Source organism: Streptosporangium sp. NPDC023963, assembly GCF_040639135.1.
Taxonomy (GTDB): Bacteria; Actinomycetota; Actinomycetes; order Streptosporangiales; family Streptosporangiaceae; genus Streptosporangium.
This window is the reverse complement of sequence record NZ_JBEZZK010000021.1, coordinates 1-20356: the sequence shown is the minus strand read 5'-3', so window position 1 is coordinate 20356 and position 20356 is coordinate 1. Positions and strand designations below refer to the sequence as shown.

Here is a 20356-nt window from a genome sequence, read left to right as displayed (position 1 = left end):
TGACGGCCTCGGGCTCGCTGCTCAGAGGTTCAGCAGCGCCTTGATCGGGCCGAGCGCGAAATAGATCACGAACAGCCCCGCGACCGTCCACATCAGCGGGTGGACCTCACGGGCCTTGCCCTTGATCGCCTTGATCAGCACGAAGGTGACGAAGCCGGCGCCGATACCGGTCGCGATCGAGTACGTGAACGGCATCAGGACGATCGTGAGGAACGCCGGGATGGAGATCTCGTAGTCGGTGAAGTCGATCTCGCGGATGGCGGTCATCATCAGGAAGCCGACCACGACCAGGGCGGGGGCGGCGGCCTCGTAGGGGACGACGGCGACGAGCGGCGAGACGAAGATGGCCAGCAGGAACAGCACGCCGGTCACGACGCTGGCGAGACCGGTGCGGGCGCCCTCGCCGACACCCGCCGCCGACTCGATGTAGGTCGTGTTGGAGGAGACGGAGGCAGCGCCTCCGGCCGCCGCGCCGATCGAGTCGACGAGGAGGATCTCGCGGGTCCTGGGCAGGGTGCCGTCCTCCTTGATCAGCCCGGCCTGTCCGCCGACGCCCACGATCGTGCCCATGGTGTCGAAGAAGTCGGTGATCAGCAGGGTGAAGACGAGCAGCAGGGCCAGGACGACCGAGACGGAGCCGAAGGCGCCGATCGGGTCGAACTCCCTGAACAGCACCAGCGGGTTGTTGAAGCCGAAGATCTGCTCGGGCAGCCGGGGGACGACGAGCTGCCAGCCCGCGGGGTTCGGCGGCTGGCCCGGCGTCACCGAGGCTCCGACCTTGGCGACGGCCTCGACGATGATCGCGAGGACGGTGGTGGCGATGATGCCGATCAGGATGGCGCCCTTGGTCTGGCGCGCCACCAGCAGCACGATCAGCAGCAGACCGGCCACGAAGACGAAGATCGGCCAGCTGGTCAGCGAGCCCGCGATGCCGAGTTCCAGCGGCGGCCCGGCCGCCACCCGGCGGACGAAGCCGGCGTCCACGAAACCGATCAGCGCGATGAACAGGCCGATGCCGACGCTGATCGCCGTCTTCAGCTGGGGTGGGATGGCGTTGAACACGGCGGTTCTGAACCCGGTCAGCACCAGGAGCGCGATGATCACGCCCTCCAGGAACACCAGGCCCATCGCCGACTCCCAGGACATCTGCGAGGCGATGCCGTAGGTGACGAAGGCGTTCAGGCCGAGACCCGCGGCCATCGCGAAGGGGACCTTGCCGATGACCCCCATCAGGATGCTGAGCAGTCCGGCCACGAGGGCGGTGCCGGCCGCGACGAGCGGGATGTTGGGCGTGCTCCCGTCGCCGATGAACTGGCCCTCGGCGTCCTTGACGGTAGCGATGATCAAGGGATTGAGCACCACGATGTAGGCCATCGTGAAGAACGTGGCGAACCCGCCGCGCACCTCCCGGCCCACGGACGAGCCACGGTCAGAGATGAAGAAGAAACGGTCAATTCCACTTATTTGGGTGGTTTTAACATCTTTCACTCACGCAGAGTGACAGCGGGCCTCCCGTCTCGGAAGACCCGGCTGGTGATGGTGATGCTTTCGAGATGGATTCGCGTCTTGACGTAATCCGTTTTGCGAACAGTGAGACGTCGTCGCCTAGTCTGGAGCGCGTGAACCAGCCACGACGTCCGGATCTGCAGCCGTTGAAGACCAACGACACGCTCACGATCCTCACGGGTACGGGCCTGTGGGTCATCGCCCTGGTCGTGCTCCTGGTCGCGCAGCCGGATCCCGAGTACCGCTGGTGGATCTGGACCTGCGTGTCGGGCATCTGCGGCGGCCTTTTCGGCCTCTGGTACGTACGCCGCCGCAACCGCCGCCCACCGCCCCCGCCCGAAGAGCCGATCGAGCCGACCACCGCGATCCTGTGAGTCCCGGGCGCGGCCGGGCGATCGTCTAGGTCGAGGCGGTCCAGCTGTCCAGGTCGGCCTCGGCGAGCAGCAGCGGCACCGCCGCCGGATCGCGCAGCAGCGCCGCCACCGCGAGCCGGTCACCCCACTGGCCGGACGCCCAGGCGAGCCCGCGCGCCAGTCCCTCCACCCCCGAGGCGTGCACCGTGCCCTCGAAGAACCGCCAGGCCGCGGGGACGCCGTCCACCAGCAGCCTCTCGTGCTCCACGTAGGTCGCGGGCGCGGTCGGCAGCAGCGACCGTACGGCGGGCGGGACGTCGCGCGTCTCGCCCGAGGACGTCACCTCACCCGCGGCCTCCTCCCCCGCCAGCGGCAGGTCGAGCAGCTCCGACAGCGCCTCGGCCAGGTCGAACGGGGCCAGGATCAGCGGCCGGCCCGCGACGAGCGGCAGCAGGTCCGGCGCCTCGACCACGACCGGCTCGCCCGCGCCTTCGACCTCGGTGCCGGTGGACAGCACCCGGCCGTCCTCCGCGTCGACGGCGACGACCGCGTCACCGAGGACGGCGCGCACGGCGCGCGGGGGCCCGACGCGGGCGGGGTCGACACCGGCGAGGGCCACCCACAGGGAGCGGAGCTGGGCACGGTCGACCTCCACCGCGGGGTCGCCCAGCAGGTCGAGCAGCTCGTCGGGACCGCCGTGGGAGGCGAGCAGGTCGGCCAGCGTGCTCCGGACGCCGATCATCGCCAGCGCGGCCTCGTCGACGACGGCCGGAGCGTCGCCGTACAGGCCGAACAGCAGCGGGTCGCCCGCGGGGAGCCGCAGCTCCGTGGGACGCCTGCCGGCGAGCACAGGGTGCGTGGAGAGCCACCAGGCGGTGTAGGACGGCACCTCCACGACCTCCCCCGCCACCAGGATCCGCAGCGGGTGCAGCACCGAGCGGAGCGGCGGGCGCGACAGCAGGGCGAGGGCGGCGGGCCAGTCGGCGACGTACTCCAGGTCGCGTACGGCGGAGAACTCCCGGGCGACCGGCGGCACGTCCATCTCGGGCAGCAGGTCGAGGACGGTCTCCAGCCACTCGTCCTCGCGATCCAGGTCGTGGTCGCACTCGTCCGGGTCGATCATGACGTCGGAGTCGTTGACCACGGCGAAGCCGTCGAGCACCCCCGCCGCGGCGAGCACCCGGGGGCCGTACCGCTCCACCAGCTCGGGAGCGGCCGTGCCGAAGTGCGTCTCCGTGTCGAGCAGCCCGGCCAGCGACCCGTCGGCGAGGAGCAGCTCGCCCGCCGGGTACAGCTCGCCGTCGGCGCCGCGCAGCGCCAACTCGGACAGCCAGGGGGCGTCGCCCGCGGTCAGCCCTGCGGCGTCGACCAGCGCGAGCACCGCCTGGGCCACCGGCTCGGAGTCGGGGCTGTCGAGCGACTCCGAGACGGCGGAACGCGTCAGCGGGTCCTCCAGGACGGTGCGGGGAGTGGCCTCGCCCGCGCCGAGCCTGAGCAGGAGGGGGTGGGCCGCGTCCGGGTGCACCACGCGCAGCCCGAGCGGGCCGAGGACGGCCGGGTCCAGCGCGGAGCCGTCGGTGAGCAGCAGCGTGCCGCGCGGCCCCCTGACCAGGCGGCCGTCGGCCAGCGGCACCGGCAGCGCGCCGAGGGCCTCGGGGTCGTCGGCGGGCAGCACCTCGTACAACGACCGCCACCAGGCCGGGTCCCTGTCCTTGACGGCGTCGCCGGAGAGCATATCCACGATCTCGGAGAGTTGCACCCGGCTGACACCGAGCGCGGTGATCGCCGGATGCCGGGACGGCCACCCCGCGGGCAGCAGCCCGGGGATCATGGGGGCGACCCGCTCCAGCAGCTCGGCCGGGGCCGCGACCACGGAGGCCTGCCGCCCGGAGACGACCGGTTCCTCGCCGTCGGAGAGCGGGGCCGGGGAGGCGCCACCGGCCCCGCCGGCTCCGGCGGCCGCCTCGGAGGGGTCGGGAAGCAGGAGCGAGGCACCGGAACCGCCCGCCCTGCCCGTCGAGGCCGGGTCGGCGGGCGGGGAGAGCGCGGGGAGCAGCGGGGCGTCGGGGAGCCTGCGCAGGATCGCCCGGCGGATGCGGGCGTCGAGTTCGCCCTTGCCCATCATGCCGGGGACGAGGTCGAGGAGCCGGGGCGTGCGGGGCAGCCCGGCGAGCAGCTCCAGATAGGTGTCGGCGGCCCGCTCGACCAGGAAGTCGGCCAGCGGACCCGGCGCGACGTGCCGCCGGTCGGTGGCCATCGGGAACGAGGCGATCAGCAGCGCGGGCAGGTCCAGCGGCTCGTCGCTCGGCGTGGGCGCGTGCACCACGGGCGGCACCAGGGCGGGCAGCGGCCGGGGCTCCCCGACCGGCGTCGCCTGGCGCGAAGCGGCCGCGGTCCCGCCCGGGGCGCCGCCCGTGGAACCGGCGGACGCGGAACCGGCGGCGGGCGCGAACCCGGCGGATCCAGAACCGGTGACGGACCCGGACCCGGTGACGGAACCGGCGGACCCGGGACCGGTGACGGGTACGGCCCAGCGGACCAGCCAGTGCGGCCGGGAGCGCTCCTCGGTCGGACGGTCGGCGAACAGCTCGGCCACCTGCTCGGGGGTGAACCGGCCGGAGGCCGAGACGACCTTCCAGCCCTCGGAGGTGACGGTCCGCGTCTCGCCGTCCACGTCGACCTCGATCGACTCCAGGGCGGGCAGGCCGAGCAGCAGGGCGGGGCTGGTCTCCCTCAGCATCCCCCGTACGGCCTCCTCGGCCGCCTCGTCACGGAGCGGCAGCCGCACGAGCGTGTCGAACCCGGCGGGGATCTCGACCGGGCCCGCGGGGAAGGGCAGGCGCAGCAGCGGGACGTGCCCGCCGCGCTCGGCCAGCTCCTTGGCCAGCTCGGGCTCGGCGGCCACCAGGGCGGCGGTCTGGTCGCGGGACCAGCGGACGACCCCGGAACCGAGCGAGCCGATCACCGGCTCGTCGCAGACCGACACCACGGCCGCGAACCCGACGCCGAACCGGCCGGCCGCGTGGGTGTCGTCGCGCTTGGCGGAGACGCGCAGCGTGGACAGACCCTCGATCCCGGCCCCGTCGACCGGGGCGCCGGTGTTGGCCGCCGACAGCACGCCCTCGCGCAGCGAGAGACGGAGCCGCCCGGGCACCCCGGCGCGGAGCGCGGCGTCGGCGGCGTTCTGGGCCAGCTCGACGATCAGCCGGTCACGGTAGCCGCCGAGCGCGAAGTCCTCCTCCGCGTTGGCGTCCTCGCGGAAACGGGCCGGCGAGGCGGTCCAGGCGGCCAGGACGGCGGAGCGCAGTCGTTCGGTGCCGAAGATGTCAGTCAAGGCGATGCTTCCAAAGGTCGATGCCCCGAACGGCCGGGCGTCCCGGCCGGAACGGCCTGGACGGCCGAGGCGGCCGGGACTCCACGGGAGCGGCGCCCGGCCGCGAAGGCCGGGTGTGCCGCCGGGACGGCGGCGGGGCGGGATGGACCCGGTGCCCCGGGTTGGGAACGGCCCTGCGGCGCCGGGTCAGGAGTGACCGAGCGGCTCGGAGGCGGTGTCGTCCACCGATCCGGCCAGATCCGGCTCCGCGCCGTTCTCCGCGGTGTCGTAGGAGAGGTCGTCGAGGATCGGAGAGGTCGGCTCGACCTGGTGCGGCAGCACGGCCGCCTCGGAGTGCGCCCCGCAGCCGTGGTCGGCGGCGACCACCCGCCCGTCGTCGGGGGCGTACTCGTTCGCGCAGACCCCGAAGCCGGTGCGCAGCGCGCCCGCGAGCGGCCAGTAGAAGCCGCAGGTGGAGCACTGGGCGGGCGCGGCGTGCGCGAGCGGGGTGTGCGGCCCCGACTCGCCGGAGTGCCAGCGCCGCACGGCGCGGTCGCGGCCGATCGGGGAGAGCACCCGGGCCCGTCCGAGGCCGTACTCGAAGATCATCTGGTGGTCGGAGTCGTCGTCGGTCTCGGTGAAACCGGGCGCGAGCCTGTCGTCGTCGTCGGAGGTGGGCAGCAGATCGCCCACGCCGAGGTCGCCGGGCAGGAGCCGCTCGCTCCACGGCACCCACTGCGGCGGCATCAGGGCCCCCGCGCCGGGCAGGAGGACGACCTCGCTGACCGTCACGTTGCGCGCCCGCGAGGCCCGGGCGACCGTGACGGCCCAGCGCCAACCCCGGTAGGCACGGTCGAGACAGGCGAAGTAATGGGTGACGACGCGGTCTCCCTCGCCCTCGACCCCGAGGTGGTCGCCCACCTCTCCGGGCCTGACGTTCTCCTCGACCGCGGCTCTGGCCAGGTCGACGGCCGCGACGCACGCCTGGTCAAGGACCACGGCGCGGGATCGAGTCCGGCTCACGAGTCGTCTCCCGTCAGCCTCGCAGCACGACGGCTGCTGTCCCTACTGGCTCGCTCGCTCACTGCGCTCACAGTTCATTCTCGCCCATGACCGGAGCGAACGGCACCGTGGACATCCCATCGTCCACCGAGTGACCTAGCGCACCGGACAACTCACCCGCCCTTCGGGTATGACTGGATACGTGGCAGCTGGGTGGGAACGGGCGCGGAAGACGGTGGGCGAGGCCTCTCGGCGGGTCGGCGGGGCCGCCGCCGCCGCGGGCCGGGCCGCCGTGCGCGCGGGCCGCGGCACGAGCCGGGTGACGGCGCGAGCCGGTAAGGGAGCCGGCCGGGCGACGGCGCGGGCGGGCCGGGGAGCGGTCAGCGGCACCCAGCGGGCGGGCCGGGCCGCGCGACGGCTGACCCACGCGCAGGGCGCGGGCCGCACCGGGCTGGGCCAGCTGATCGAGTTGACCGCCGCGCACAGCGCGGGCGACGCCCTGGTCACCGCCGCCCTGGCCGGCACCCTCTTCAAGCTTCCGGTGAACGAGGCACGCGGCCAGGTCGCCCTCTACCTGCTGATCACGATGATCCCGTTCGTGGTGGTCGCGCCGTTCGTCGGCCCGGTCCTCGACCGGTTCCGCTCCGGGCGGCGTTTCGTGATGGCCGGGACCCTCTTCGGCCGCGGGCTGCTCTGCTTCGCGATGGCGGCGGCGATCGTCCCCGGCGACGTGTTCACGATCTTCCCGGCGGCGCTGGCCGTGCTGGTGCTGTCGAAGGCCTACAACGTCTCCCGCGCGGCGATCATGCCGAGCGTGCTGCCCGCCGACATCGCGCTGGTCACGGCCAACGCGCGGGTCGCCCTGTTCGCGCTGGTCACCGCGGGCGTCGCGGTGCCGATCGGCGCGGGCGCCAGCGCCTGGCTGGGCGCCGAGTGGGTGCTGCGCGGGGCGACGGTGCTCTTCCTGCTCCAGGGCGTGCTGGCCGTACGGCTCCCGCGCCACATCGACTCCCCCGATCTGGAGGGGCTGGACGAGGAGGGGGAGGAACGGCCGCCCCGCTGGCGCACGATGCTGAACGTGGGCCCGGTGGTGGCCGAGGCGATGCACGCCAACGTGGCCATCCGCCTCTACTCCGGGTTCCTGCTCTTCTATCTGCTCTTCCTCGTCCAGGACAAGAACCTGCCCGGCCTGCCGCCGGTGGTCGCCATCGGCGTGCTGGCGGTGGCCGCCGGGGTCGGAGGGCTGGCGGGCACCGCCGTGGCCTCGTGGGTGCGCAACCACTCCCCGCAGGTCATCGTGCTGGGCACGCTCGCCATGACGACCGCGATCACGATACTCGCGGCCGTCGTCTTCCAGCTGTGGAGCGCGGTGGCGGTCGCCCTGGTCGCCGCGTTCGCCCAGGGGCTGGGCAAGCTCGCACTGGACGCGATCGTGCAGCGGGAGATCGGCGAGGAGGTGCGCTCGTCCACGTTCGGGGTGGTGGAGGCCTTCCTGCAGATCGCCTGGGTGCTGGGCGGCATGGTCGGGCTCTGGCTCTCGCTGTTCGCGGGCGGGTCGGCGGGGCTGGCCGTGATGGCCGCGGTGCTGGCGGGCTCACTCGGCTGGCTGCTGGTACGCCGCCGCAGGCGGGTCCGCGAGGTGGACGCCAGGGTCGAGGCCGCCAGGGACTCGCGTCCCGCCCCGTCCGGGCCGCACCCCGCGACGAACGGGGAACGGCCCTCACGGGACGCGACGCCGGAGGAGCGGGCCAGGCCGCGACCCGCCGGGACGACCACCGCGGTCGTGCACCACGGGGACCCCCCGACGGAGAAGCGGACCAGACCGCTCACCAACCCCCACGGCTGAGCCGCGCGGGTCTCCGGGCGTTCGGCGTTCGGCGGGGGTCAGTCGTCCAGGTCGTCGGCGACGGCCCGGAGCACGGCGGCGATCTTCTTCGCGTGCGCGGCCTCGGGCTGTTTGCCCCTCTGGTACGACGTGGAGACCGCGTCCAGGAGCTTGATCAGGTCCTCCACGATGACGACCATCTCGTCGGGCTTCTTGCGCTTGCCCTTGGGCTTGGCGGTCTTGGCGAGGGTGGGGGGCTGATCGATCACTCGGACCGAGAGCGCCTGCTGGCCACGGCGCCCCTCGGCCACGCCGAATTCGACCTTCTGGCCCGGCTTGAGGGAATCCACGCCGGAGGGTAGCGCGGAAGAATGCACGAAGACCTCACCGCCGTCGTCGCGGGTGAGGAAGCCGAATCCCTTGTCGGCGTCGTACCACTTGACCTTGCCACTCGGCACAGGGGTGACCTCGTTCAGACTGTCGTGAAAAGGAATGGATGTAGGTTATGCCCAGCGGGCGCCGAGGGCGACCGTGTATTGGGGCCCGAATTACACGAGAGCGGCGGGGGTTCGCCAGCCGTCGAACCATTCGACGAACTCGGTCAGATCACCCAGGATCACATCGGCTCCGTGATCACGTAGTTCTCCCGCCGGATAGACGCCCGTCGCCACCGCCACGCTGACGACTCCCCCCGCTCGTGCCGCGTCGATGTCCGCGACATGATCTCCAACATATGCGGCGGCGCCGAAAGCCGCGAGGGCCGGACCCTTGGCCGCCCCGAAAACCGACCCGGCGACCTCGTCCACTTCCAGGCCGAGGAACTCGACCGTGCTCGCCGCGTCACGGGCGTTCTTCCCCGTCACGACGGCGACCCGGCCCCCCGCCCGCCGTACGGCCTCGACGGCCTCGCGCGCGCCGGGCATGAGGGTGGTGACGGGGATCGCGATCGACGGGTACAGCTCCCGGTAGACGTCGGCGGCCGCGGGGACCTCCTCGGCGGGCATCCAGTTGGCCAGCTCCCATTCCAGCGGCGGCCCCAGCCTGGCCACGACGGCGACGCTGTCGATGAAGACGCCGGTACGCAGCGCCACCTCGTCGTAAACGGCGGCGATGCCCGCGCGCGTGTCGGCGAGCGTCAGATCGAGGTCGAATCCCACGGAGTTCATCAGGTCACTCACCGCTCCTTGTCGGCTTCGCGAAGAGGATTCTCCGAGAAGCCCTCAAAGAATGCCAAATCACCCTAAACATGGCTAATCCTAAGCGTTGTACATGAGACCCTCCGCCGTGGAAGCCTTCGCGAAAAGATTTCCTTATCCGGAAGGTGAGTGCGCGTCCCTCTCCTGCGCTTCTCCGGGCGGTGAGATCGGGCGGTGAGATCGGGCGGCGGGCCGTCTCGCGGGTGGACCCGCAACCGCCTCGGCACGGGCGGGAGGCGACGCGCCGCGGTGCGGTGCGGCCCGGCCCGGGCGGCACTGGATAAGGTCACGGAGGAGGTATCGGCAGAGAATGACCAGATCGACGCGCGAACGGATCATCGACGAGGCACTGCGCCTGTTCGCCGAACGGGGTTACGCGGCGACCTCGGTGGCCGAGATCGAGGCCGCCTCCGGGCTGTCTCCCGGCGCCGGCGGCCTCTACCGGCACTTCAAGTCCAAGTACGAGGTGCTGGCCGCGGCGATGAACGAGCACGCCGCCAGGACGCGGGCACAGATCACCGAGACCCTGACCGAGCTCAGCGTCGTCGACACCTCGACCGGCGTCGAGGAACGGCTGGCCCACCTGTGCGGTCTGGGGCTGGCCAAGGTGCGTGAGGAGAGGCAGCTGACGCGCGTCTTCTTCCGCGACCTGAGCCAGTTCCCCGAGCTGGTCGTGACCGTGCGCGAAGGTCTGCTGCAGCCCATGTTCGACGCGATCACCATGTGGTTCCGCGCCCAGCCCGAGTACGCCGGAGCCGCCGCCGACTGGCCCGCCATCGGCGCCGTGCTCGGCGGAGCGGTGATCAATTACCAGCTGTTCGAGGAGACCGTGGGCGAGCCTCCCGGCCGCGTGGAGCGCGACCGCTTCGTCGCCTCCTGGGTGCGCCTCGCCCTCGGCCTGCTGCCCCGGCCGGCGGTCCAGGCCATCGGCTGACAGACCCGGCGGCCCTTCGGGGACCGGGAGGACTCCACCGGTGTCACCCGGGCCGGCGGAATCCCCTTCCCACGGGCACCGGGGGATTGAGCAGGCGGTAGGCCAGCCAGAAGACGGCCCACGCCGTACCGAGCATGAACATGAGCCCGCTGATGGTGAAGAACTCGTCCACCACCGTGCCGAGGTCGTTCCTGGCCCTCACCAGAGCGACCAGCCCGCCGCCGAGGGAGTAACTGACGATCGGAGCGGCCAGCCCGAGCGCCTTGTCGGAGGTGTGCCAGTTCTCGCAGGCGATCACGACGAGCGCCGCGACGGCCCAGACCAGCACCGGGATCCTGAAGATCGCGATCGGGGCGAGCGGGAAGGGGATCAGCAGACCGGCCAGGGCGAGCAGGGCCAGACCGACCATCTCGCGCCGGTGGCCCAGCAGGATCGTCCGGGCGTCCTGGGTGCCGGGGACGACGTCCTCCCTCGACCGGACCGGGCGCCGCCGGCGCAGCCAGTCGGGCCGGTTTCGCGCCTGCTTCCTGGCCAGCCGCTCCTCGGCCTCCCGCATCCCCCTGGCCACGCCGGGCGGAAGCCCCGGGCGGCTCTCCGCGCCTCCCGGCTTCCCGAGCGGCGCCTTCGCTCGATCTCCCTTCGGCCCCTCCACACGCTCACCTCGCGATTCCCGCGATTCCCGTGCTTCCCGCGATTCCCGCGATTCCCGCGGATCCTGAGGCTGCTCCGGTGTCTCCCCCCGTGCCACCGGCGGCGGGAGAGGGTCCTGTACGGACGGGATCTCCTCGGTCGGCGGGTCGCTCTCCACCGCGTCCTCCCACTCGTCCGCGGCGTCTCCCCCGCTTTCCGGGCGACTACCGAGGGGAATGTCGGGCTCGTCCTCTTCCGGAGCGGCCGACGACGACCGTGCGCGGCCCGGGAAGATCCGCTCCACCCACCTGGACCCGCGCGAGGCCGAGGACCCGGGAGCACCCGGCTCCGGGCGCTCCGGCTCGGGACGGTCCGGGGCGCGATGGCCCTGCGCGGGTTCGCCGGCATCCGGGCGAGCACCCGTCGAGGCGTACGGATGCCCCCGAACGGGGCGGCGGGAGGGCGGGGGACCGGGATCCCCCGGCGTGCTCTCGCGGGCGGCCGACGAGGCACGTCCGGCCGTCTCCGCCTCACCCGGCGCGGAGGAGGGCGAGGGCGAGGGCCTGGGCGAGGGTGAAGGCGTGGGCGAGGGTGAAGGCGTGGGCGAGGGTGAAGGCGTGGGCGAGGGCGCAGCCGGATCGGGGGTGGCCGGAGACGGCGGACCCTCCGGCGTGCGACCGGGGCCGCCCGGGCCGGAGACCGCTTCCTGCGGCGTGGGAGCGGGACCCCCGGGGTCGGCCCCCTTGGAGACGGGGTCGCGGTCCTCGGGGACGTGCCCTCCCCGAGGGGGGTGACGGTCCTCGGGGACGGAACCTTCCGGGGTGGGGGCGGCGAGAGGCACGGCGGCCACCGGATCGACGGCCGAGGTGACGGTGGGATCCGCGGCACGGCCGGAGCGGCCGGTGCCACCGGCGGTCCCCACGGGGTCCTCCCGGGGCCGGGGAACCGTGCCGGAGTCCTCACGCGAGCCCCCGGAACCCCCGGAGCCCTGTGAACCACGAGAACCCCGGGAAGCTCGAGAACCCTTTTCGGAAACCCGCGGCTCGGGGTGCCCCGGTGGATTCTCCGAAGCCCGGGAGGGCGCCTCCCTCCCCAGGCGGCGCAACTCGCGGTGGACCAGCGCGGCCGGGTCGCCGAACCTGGCCAGCACCCTCTCCACGGCGGCGGGGTCGTCCACTCCGGCCCGCTCGGCGTCGATCCGCCTGCGCAGCACCGCGACGAAGTCGATCCGCTGCCTCGGCGGCAGCACGCCGTGGGCCGCGTCGGCCGCCCTGCTGACGTAGTCCAGGACGAGCTGGTCCGCACGCTCGATCACACTGGCCATCCTCTCTCGACATCGTCTCGCTCGTGAGCTTCTTCCCCCATTCACCGTCCGTCACGTGATCGGCCGGCCCTCTTCGCGGGATCCCGGAAATCCCCCAGGCCGCGCGATGTCGGTCAAGCCTCCTACCATTGGCGGAATGAGCACGGAGTTCACCGAGTGGCTGCGCGGCCGGAGCGATGACCGGTTGCGGGCTCTCGTCTCCGCGCGACCCGAGCTCATCACCCCCGTGCCCGCCCACCTGGAAGGGCTGGCCGGGCGGGCGAGCAGCCCGTCGGCGGTGGGCAGGGCACTCGACCGGCTCGACCGGTTCACGCTCGCGGTCGTGGAGACGCTGGCCGTGCTGCCCGGCCCGGTCGCCTACAGGTCACTGCGTGCCCAGATGGCCCGCGCCCTTCCTGGAACGGCCGATCCGGAGTTCCAGAGCGCCCTCAAGGAGACGGTCGAGCGGCTGCGCACCATGGCCCTGATCTACGGGCCCGACCGCGCCCTGGCTCCGGCGCCCGGGGTGCGGGAGGTTCTCGACGCTCCCGCGGGGCTCGGCCCGCCCGCCGTGGAGGCGTTCAGGCACCACCCCGCCGAGCGGCTGGCCGAGCTGGTCCAGGACGTCACGGGCGAGGGCGGCGCCACCGGCGACACCGGGAGCGCCACCAAGGAGACACTCGCCGCGCTGCTCGGCGACGGGGAAATCGTCGGACGGCTGGTCGAGGAGGTCTCGCCGCAGGCGCGGTCCGCGCTGAACGAGCTGGTCTGGGGCCCGGCCAGCGGCCGGGTGCCCAACGCCCGCCGTGAGGTGCGCGCCGCCACCGCGCAGTCGCCGATCGAGCAGCTCCTCTCCCGTGCCCTGCTCGCCGCCACCGGCGAGGAGACCGTGGTGCTGCCCCGCGAGGTCGCCCTGTTCCTGCGCGGCGGCCGCGTCCACCGGGACCTGTCCCCCTTCCCGCCCGCGACCGAGGGCACCGAGCGCGACCGGAGGCTCGCCGACCGCACGGCCGCCGGGCAGGCGTTCACGTTCACCCGCGCGGTGGAGGAGCTGTGCGAGCGCTGGAGCGTCGACCCGCCCGGCGTGCTCCGCAGCGGCGGCCTGGCCGTGCGCGACCTCAAGCGGACCGCGGGCCTGCTCGACCTGCCCGAGTGGGTGACAGGGCTGATCATCGAGGTGTCGTACGCGGCGGGGCTGATCGCGTCCAGCGGCACCGTCGACGGCGACTGGATGCCCACCCCCGTCTACGACGGCTGGCGGGTGAAGTCCACGGAGGACCGCTGGGTGATGCTGGCCACGGCCTGGCTCACCATGGACCGGGTGCCGGGGGTCATCGGCGAGCGCGACGAGCGCGACCGGCTGCTCAACGCCCTCCATCCCGACCTGCGGCGCCCGGCCGCCGCCGAGGTCCGCGCCACGACCCTGGGCATGCTCGCCTCGACGCCGGGGGTGGCGCCGACCCTCGACGCGGTGCGCGAGCGCCTGGCCTGGGAGCAGCCCCGCCGTCGCGGAGGTCACCGCGACCAGCTGGTGGAGTTCACGTTGCGCGAGGCCGAGCAGATCGGCGTCACCGGGCTCGGGGCGCTCGCGGCCCACGGTCGCGCCCTGCTCCCCGACCCCTCCGGCGGCGCCGGCGGTTCGGCCGTCCCGACCTGTCCGGGCGGTGGCGGCCGCCCGGTGTCCGCCGCCCACCTGCTGCTCCCGCTGCTTCCCGAGCCGCTCGACCACGTGCTCCTTCAGGCCGACCTGACCGCGGTCGCCCCCGGGCCGCTCACCGGCGACCTGCGGCGATGGCTGGCGATGGCGGCGGAGGTGGAGTCGACCGGCGGCGCGACGGTCTACCGCTTCGACGAGCGGTCGATCCGGCGGGCACTGGACGCCGGGCAGGGCGCCGACGAGCTGCTGGCCATGCTGGAGCGCCACTCGACCACACCCGTGCCGCAGCCGCTCAGCTACCTGGTCACCGACGTGGCCAGGCGGCACGGCCGGATGCGCGTCGGCACGGCGAGCGCGTACGTGCGGTGCGACGACCCCTCCCTGCTCGACGAGGTGATGGCCGACAAGCGGGCGATCCCGCTGCGGTTGCGGCGGCTCGCTCCCACGGTGATCGCCTCCAAGTCCTCCCGGCCGGCGCTGGTCGACTCGCTGCGCGCGATGGGCTACGCCCCGGCGGCGGAGTCGCTCGACGGTGACGTGATCGTCACCCAGCTCGACGTCCGCCGGACCGAGGGCACCTCCGCGGGCCGTTCCCCGGTCACGTTCAGCGGCCACGAGGCCGACGTGGTGGCGGCCGCCGTGCGCGCCGTGCGCGCGGGCGACGCCGCGCACCAGGCTCGCCGCGCCCCGGTGGCCGCCCCCGGCGGCCAGGTGCCGCGCTCCCCCGCCACCGCCACGATCACCGCCCTTCGCGAGGCCATCCGGCAGGGATCGCAGGTCTGGATCGGCTACCTCGACTCCCAGGGCAACGCCACCAGCCGGATCCTCGAACCCGCCCGGATGGAGGGCGGCTATCTCACCGCCTACGACGAGACGCGGGCGGCGGTGCACCGCTTCGCCCTGCACCGCATCACCGGCATAGCCGACATCGTGTGAGACACCCCCTGCCGGGTTCCGCCGAGGGCCGGAAAGCCCGTACGGCCACGGTGTGCCGGGCGGGAGCACGAGGTAGTCTCAGATTCCGGAACGGGGCCGCCACGAGCCCGGCCGACGGTCCGGTGGCGGCGCACCGCCCGCCGCGTCGTTCATCGGGACACTCGCCAAGGCGCGGGGGTCCTCCTCCGGGCTCCGGCCGCCGGGACGCGACCGAGTCCATTCGCCCCTGATACCCGGCTCACGACCCATATCGTGATAACAGTTGACGTTCTGAGCTCCATAGAAGCGAGAGATCCCCAGTGAGCAGCGGTCACTCCGAAGGCCCCAGCACCAACCCGGACGACTGGAAGAGCCCCTACGCCACGGGGCCGGGCCAGACCCCGGGCCACGACCGGCAGCCGTACGGCTACGAGCAGACCCAGCAGGGTCACCAGCCGGAGTACGTCCAGCCCGCGTACGGTCAGCCCGAATACGGTCAGCCCGAGTACGGTCAGGCCCCCGGCTACGGCCAGACCCCCGGCCATCCCGACCAGCCCTACGGGCAGGGCTACGGGCAGGGCTACGGCGAGCAGCCCTACGGGCAGGGCTACGGGGCGCCGCCGTCCCGCGAGGTCGAGAGCGTCAGGACGCACGCGATCGTCGCCCTGGTCATCAGCCTCGTGCTCGCGCTGAGCTGCTTCGTGAGCCCCGGCGGCCTCATCGGCACCATCCTGTCGGGCCTCGCGCTGGGCAGGGTCGACACCGACCCGCGAAGCGCGCGGAACCTGCTCAAGTGGGCCTGGATCAGCAACGGCGCCAACATCGTGCTGCTCGTCCTGGGCGTGGCCTTCTTCATCATCGCCGGCCTCAACGGCGCCTTCGGCCCGAGCTGACCATGCCGAGGACCGCCCGCCGGAGCCGTACGCGCGGCATCGGACACGCGAGGACCGGCCGTCCGGACGAGCGGACGACACCTGATGGGCGGGCGCGCGCGAACCGGGTACACGACGTACGGACGCCCGACGGGCGGACACGCGACAGGCGGGCGCGCGAGGGCCGGACACGCGACATACGGGCAGGTGAAGGACCGGCCCGGGAGATCGCGTGGGTCGGACGGGACTGCCCGGACGTTCCCGTCTGTTGCATACAGGGAGCGCGGGACGACCCTGCGGGCGTCCACGAGTGCGACCATGAGCTGATCCGCCGTAACCTGCGGTGACCAAGGGAGAAGTCTGTGACTGACGGGCCATTGATCGTCCAATCGGACAAAACCCTGCTCCTTGAAGTCGATCATGAGCGGGCCGGGGAGTGCCGCAAGGCGATCGCCCCGTTCGCGGAGCTGGAGCGCGCCCCCGAGCACGTGCACACCTACCGGATCACCCCCCTGGCGCTGTGGAACGCGCGGGCCGCCGGGCACGACGCCGAGCAGGTGATCGACGCGCTGATCGCGCACAGCCGCTACCCCGTGCCGCACGCGCTACTGGTCGACGTCGCCGAGACGATGTCGCGCTACGGCAGGCTCCGCCTGGAGAAGCACCCGGTCCACGGGCTCGCCCTGACCAGCACCGACAAGGCGGTGCTGGAAGAGGTCCTGCGCGCCAAGAAGATCCAGCCGCTGCTGGGCGAGCGCCTGGGCGACGACGGCGTGGTGGTGCACCCGAGCGAGCGCGGCAACATCAAGCAGCACCTGCTCAAGCTGGGCTGGCCCGCCGAGGACCTGGCCGGATACGTCGACGGCGAGCACCACCCGATCGCGCTCACCGAGGACGGCTGGGAGCTGCGCGCCTACCAGCGGGAGGCCGCCGAGGCGTTCTGGCACGGCGGCTCCGGCGTGGTCGTGCTCCCCTGCGGGGCGGGCAAGACGATCGTGGGCGCGGCGGCGATGGCGCAGGCCAAGGCGACGACGCTGATCCTGGTGACCAACACGGTCTCCGCGCACCAGTGGAAGCAGGAACTGCTCAAGCGGACCTCGCTGACCGAGGACGAGATCGGCGAGTACACCGGCACAAAGAAGGAGATCCGGCCCGTCACCATCGCCACGTACCAGGTGATGACGACCCGCAGGCAGGGCGTCTACCGGCACCTGGAGCTGTTCGACGCCCGCGACTGGGGTCTGGTCGTCTACGACGAGGTGCACCTGCTGCCCGCGCCGATCTTCCGGATGACCGCCGACCTGCAGGCCAGGCGGCGGGTGGGCCTGACCGCGACGCTCGTGCGCGAGGACGGCAGGGAGGGCGACGTGTTCTCCCTGATCGGCCCCAAGCGGTACGACGCGCCGTGGAAGGAGATGGAGAACCAGGGCTGGATCGCCCCGGCCGACTGCGTCGAGGTGCGGGTCACGCTGACCGACGAGGAGCGGCTGGCCTACGCGATGGCCGAGTCCGAGGAGCGCTACCGGTTCTGCGCGACCACGCCGTCCAAGACCCGGGTGACCGAGGCGCTGGTCCGCCGGCACCTGGACGAGCAGGTGCTGGTCATCGGGCAGTACATCGACCAGCTCGACGAGCTCGGCGAGCACCTGAACGCGCCGGTGATCAAGGGGGAGACGAAGGTCAAGGAGCGGGAGCGGCTCTTCCAGGCGTTCCGCGACAAGGAGATCCAGGTCCTGGTCGTCTCCAAGGTCGCCAATTTCTCCATCGACCTGCCGGAGGCGGCCGTGGCCATCCAGGTGTCGGGCACCTTCGGGTCCCGGCAGGAGGAGGCGCAGCGGCTGGGCCGGGTGCTGCGGCCGAAGGCAGACGGGGGCGGGGCCCGGTTCTACTCGGTGGTCAGCCGTGACACGGTGGACCAGGACTTCGCCGCCCACCGGCAGCGGTTCCTGGCCGAGCAGGGGTACGCGTACCAGATCATCGACGCGGACGACGTGCTCGCCGGAGATTGACCCCACCTGGCGAACACGCCGTCATTTTGTGTCAGGTCCACGAAATCCCGCGGGCTTTCGACAAACAAACCACCCCCTCGCTAGGCCTGGCGGCCAATGGCGACATACCCCCATGATCTGAGGGAGTCACCATGTTTGCCGCGCTTTTTCGCTATTTCAGCGGAGAATGACGGAGAGTGGCAGGGCGACTACCGAAAGACCGGGACGGCGACCTGACGACCGGGTGATCAAAGTGACGACCGGACGATCAGGCCGCCCGCGAGGAGAACGCCCTCCGCGACCACCCGGGCGGCCACCTCGGCGGTCGTCAACACGGTGAAACGACTTCCGGCGCCGCGCCTCCCCGGCGCCGGCAGGGCGACCTCCGTGCAACAGACCGCGACCGCCGCCTCCCGGTCCGGCGTTAATCCTTTTGAGACACGGGTGAGTCGCCGCTAAGCTGGTCGATTCGCTGCCCGATGACCACCACCTCCGTTTATCGAATGGGAGGCGCTTCAGCGTGCCCGCACACCAATTGGCCCCCGATATAACCGACGACCCCGCCCTGATCCTCGCCGCCGAGCGCGAGCACCTGGCCACCTCCAGGGAGGCGCTCCGCGCGATGCGCGAGCACGCCCTTTCCCTCTCCTCCGACGCCGCCGGAGACTGGGTCTCCCAGCAGATCCTGCAGGCGCTGCTGGACCAGCGCGTCGAGGCGCTCGCCGACCACTCCGGCACGCCGCTGTTCTTCGGCCGCCTCGACCGCCAGGCGGGAGACGACCTTCCCGGCACGGTCTACGTCGGGCGCAGGCACGTCCACGACGACAGCAGCCGCCCCCTGGTCATCGACTGGCGGGCCCCGGTCTCGCGGGCCTTCTACCAGGCCAGCCCGTCCGACCCGATGCGCGTCGCGCTGCGCCGCAGGTTCGGTTACCGGGGCGGCGACCTGACCGCCTACGAGGACGAGCGCCTCGACCAGGGCGGCCCCGCCCTCGCCCAGAGCAGGATCCTCACCGAGGAGATCGAGCGCCCGCGCTCGGGGCCGATGCGCGACATCGTCGCGACGATCCAGCCCGACCAGGACGAGATCGTCCGCTCGGACCTGGGACAGACGGTGTGCGTCCAGGGCGCCCCCGGCACCGGGAAGACCGCCGTCGGCCTGCACCGGGCGGCCTACCTGCTCTTCACCCACCGCGAGCGGCTCGCCAGGTCCGGCGTGATGATCGTCGGCCCGAACCGGGCCTTCCTCTCCTACATCTCCTCCGTGCTCCCCGCCCTGGGCGAGGTCAAGGTCGACCAGACCACGGCCGCCGGGATCCTCGGCGACCACTCCGCCCCCGAGGACCCCGCCACCAGCACGATCAAGGGGGACGCGAGGATCGTCCCCGTACTCGGGCGCGCCCTGTGGATGCACGTCGTCAAGCCCACCGAGGGCGTGCTGTTCACCAAGGGGATCAACCGCTACCGGGTGGCCGACCACGAGGTCCGCGAGATCGTCGCCGCGCTGCGCGGCACCACCCGCTACGGCCCGGGGCGCGCCACGCTCGCCCAGCGTCTCGCCCACCTGGTGCTCGTCCGGATGGAGCAGCGCGGCGAGTCGCCCGACGACCGGGTGCAGGACGCGGTGGCCAGGTCCAAGCCGGTCAGGCAGCTCGTGGACCTGGTCTGGCCCAAGCTGACCCCGCAGCAGGTGCTCCACCGGTTGTTCAGCGACCCCGCCTTCCTCGCCGCCGCGGCCAAGGACGACCTCACGGCCGAGGAGCAGTCGCTGCTGCTGTGGGCGAAGCCCGCCAAGTCCTTCCGCTCGGCCAAGTGGTCGGCGGCCGACGGCGCGCTGATGGACGAGCTGGCCGACATGATCGAGCGGACCGTCCCGCTGGGCCACCTGGTCGTGGACGAGGCCCAGGACCTGTCGGCCATGCAGCTGCGGGCCCTGGGGCGGCGCTGCCGCACCGGCTCGGCCACCGTGCTGGGCGACCTCGCGCAGGGCACCACGCCCTGGTCGGCCCGCTCCTGGACGGAGGTCCTCACCCATCTCGGCTTCGAGGACGGCGCGGTCACCGAGCTCACCCTCGGCTTCCGGGTGCCCCGGGAGGTCCTCGACTACGCGGCCAGGCTGCTGCCCTCCGTCGCCCCCGACCTGGCCGCGCCCCGGTCGCTGCGGCCCGGCGCGGGCTCCCTGTCGGTGCGCCCGGCGCCCGACCTGGCCGCGTCGCTGGCCCGCGCCGCCGAGGAGGCGCTCGCCCGCGAGGGGTCGATCGGCGTCATCGTCCCCGACGCCTCGGTGGGCGCCGTGTCCGAGGCCCTGGCCCACCTGGAGCATCGGGTGCTGAGCCCCGACACGGTCGAGGACCACCGCCTCCTGGTCATCCCGGCCTCCCTGGCCAAGGGCCTGGAGTACGACCACGTGATCGTGGCCGAACCCGCCGACATCGTCGACGCCGAACCCCGCGGCCTGGCCCGCCTCTACGTGGTGCTGACCCGCGCGGTCACCTCCCTGACCGTCCTGCACTCCAGGCCGCTGCCCGCGCAGCTCGGCTAGCCCCGGGGCCGCGTGCGGGCCACCGCGCAGGGCGCCGGAGTACGACAACCCGGAGTGCGACGACAAGGAGCACGGAAACAGGGCTGAGCGCGGAAACAAAAAGAGGCGGCCCCGGCACTTCGGGGTCGCCTCTTTTTCGAAAGCGCGTGGACTTAGAAGTCCATGTCGCCGCCGCCGGGCATGGCGGGGGCGGCTCCGGCCTTCTCGGGCTTCTCGGCGATGACGGCCTCGGTGGTGAGGAACAGCGCCGCGATGGACGCCGCGTTCTGCAGCGCCGAACGCGTCACCTTGGCCGGGTCGATGATGCCCGTCTCGAACAG

At 72.7% G+C, this 20356-nt stretch carries 13 protein-coding genes and 1 pseudogene; 7 read left to right on the top strand and 7 right to left on the bottom strand.

Features of this window, described 5'->3' with window-relative positions; genetic code table 11:
• Positions 1-21: 21 nt before the first annotated feature.
• Entirely contained in the window at positions 22-1416 is a 1395-nt protein-coding gene (locus AB0F88_RS38865) for an NCS2 family permease (protein WP_362696101.1), read from the bottom strand.
• Between the two features lie 203 nt (positions 1417-1619).
• Between AB0F88_RS38865 and AB0F88_RS38860 the strand changes: the two genes are divergently transcribed.
• Complete coding sequence (locus AB0F88_RS38860) at positions 1620-1880, top strand: DUF2530 domain-containing protein (RefSeq protein ID WP_362696099.1); 261 nt, start codon at positions 1620-1622, stop codon at positions 1878-1880.
• A 25-nt stretch (positions 1881-1905) separates the two neighbouring features.
• On the opposite strand, the gene AB0F88_RS38855 is transcribed toward AB0F88_RS38860, so the two are convergent.
• Entirely contained in the window at positions 1906-5193 is a 3288-nt protein-coding gene (locus AB0F88_RS38855; protein WP_362696097.1) for a hypothetical protein, read from the bottom strand.
• A 186-nt stretch (positions 5194-5379) separates the two neighbouring features.
• The gene (locus AB0F88_RS38850; protein WP_362696095.1) at positions 5380-6195 is read right to left on the bottom strand and encodes a DUF3027 domain-containing protein; all 816 of its coding nucleotides are present in this window, start codon (positions 6193-6195) and stop codon (positions 5380-5382) included.
• Positions 6196-6376: 181 nt separating this feature from the next.
• Here AB0F88_RS38850 and AB0F88_RS38845 point away from each other — a divergent pair, with 181 nt between their 5' ends.
• Entirely contained in the window at positions 6377-8020 is a 1644-nt protein-coding gene (locus AB0F88_RS38845) for an MFS transporter (RefSeq protein ID WP_362696093.1), read from the top strand.
• Between the two features lie 38 nt (positions 8021-8058).
• Here the strand turns inward: AB0F88_RS38845 and AB0F88_RS38840 are convergent, their stop codons facing one another.
• Together AB0F88_RS38840 and AB0F88_RS38835 are read right to left on the bottom strand one after the other, a co-directional pair.
• Positions 8059-8457 carry a cold-shock protein gene (locus tag AB0F88_RS38840; RefSeq protein ID WP_362696091.1) on the bottom strand — a complete coding sequence of 133 codons (399 nt, stop codon included), beginning with the start codon at positions 8455-8457 and terminating at the stop codon, positions 8059-8061.
• Between the two features lie 90 nt (positions 8458-8547).
• Positions 8548-9177 (bottom strand): HAD family hydrolase, encoded by a 630-nt coding sequence (locus AB0F88_RS38835; RefSeq protein WP_362696089.1) that lies wholly within the window; start codon positions 9175-9177, stop codon positions 8548-8550.
• 328 nt (positions 9178-9505) lie between these two features.
• On the opposite strand from AB0F88_RS38835, the gene AB0F88_RS38830 reads away from it, so the two are divergent.
• Positions 9506-10129, top strand: a complete 624-nt coding sequence (locus AB0F88_RS38830) for a helix-turn-helix domain-containing protein (RefSeq protein WP_362696087.1) — start codon at positions 9506-9508, stop codon at positions 10127-10129.
• A 43-nt stretch (positions 10130-10172) separates the two neighbouring features.
• On the opposite strand, the gene AB0F88_RS38825 is transcribed toward AB0F88_RS38830, so the two are convergent.
• Complete coding sequence (locus AB0F88_RS38825; RefSeq protein ID WP_362696085.1) at positions 10173-10781, bottom strand: hypothetical protein; 609 nt, start codon at positions 10779-10781, stop codon at positions 10173-10175.
• A gap of 1438 nt (positions 10782-12219) precedes the next feature.
• On the opposite strand from AB0F88_RS38825, the gene AB0F88_RS38820 reads away from it, so the two are divergent.
• The 4 genes from AB0F88_RS38820 to AB0F88_RS38805 all read left to right on the top strand — a co-directional run bounded on the left by AB0F88_RS38820 (position 12220) and on the right by AB0F88_RS38805 (position 20036).
• Positions 12220-14655, top strand: coding sequence for a helicase C-terminal domain-containing protein (locus AB0F88_RS38820; RefSeq protein ID WP_362696083.1), 2436 nt, complete (start codon positions 12220-12222; stop codon positions 14653-14655).
• 299 nt (positions 14656-14954) lie between these two features.
• On the top strand, positions 14955-15527 hold the full coding sequence (locus tag AB0F88_RS38815) for a DUF4190 domain-containing protein (RefSeq protein WP_362696081.1): 573 nt from the start codon (positions 14955-14957) through the stop codon (positions 15525-15527).
• 341 nt (positions 15528-15868) lie between these two features.
• On the top strand, positions 15869-17515 hold the full coding sequence (locus tag AB0F88_RS38810) for a DNA repair helicase XPB (RefSeq protein WP_362696079.1): 1647 nt from the start codon (positions 15869-15871) through the stop codon (positions 17513-17515).
• Positions 17516-18014: 499 nt separating this feature from the next.
• Positions 18015-20036, top strand: coding sequence for an AAA family ATPase (locus AB0F88_RS38805; RefSeq protein ID WP_362696077.1), 2022 nt, complete (start codon positions 18015-18017; stop codon positions 20034-20036).
• A gap of 152 nt (positions 20037-20188) precedes the next feature.
• On the opposite strand, the pseudogene groEL reads toward AB0F88_RS38805, so the two are convergent.
• Positions 20189-20356, bottom strand: a pseudogene (gene groEL / locus AB0F88_RS38800) (chaperonin GroEL); the annotation flags it as partial.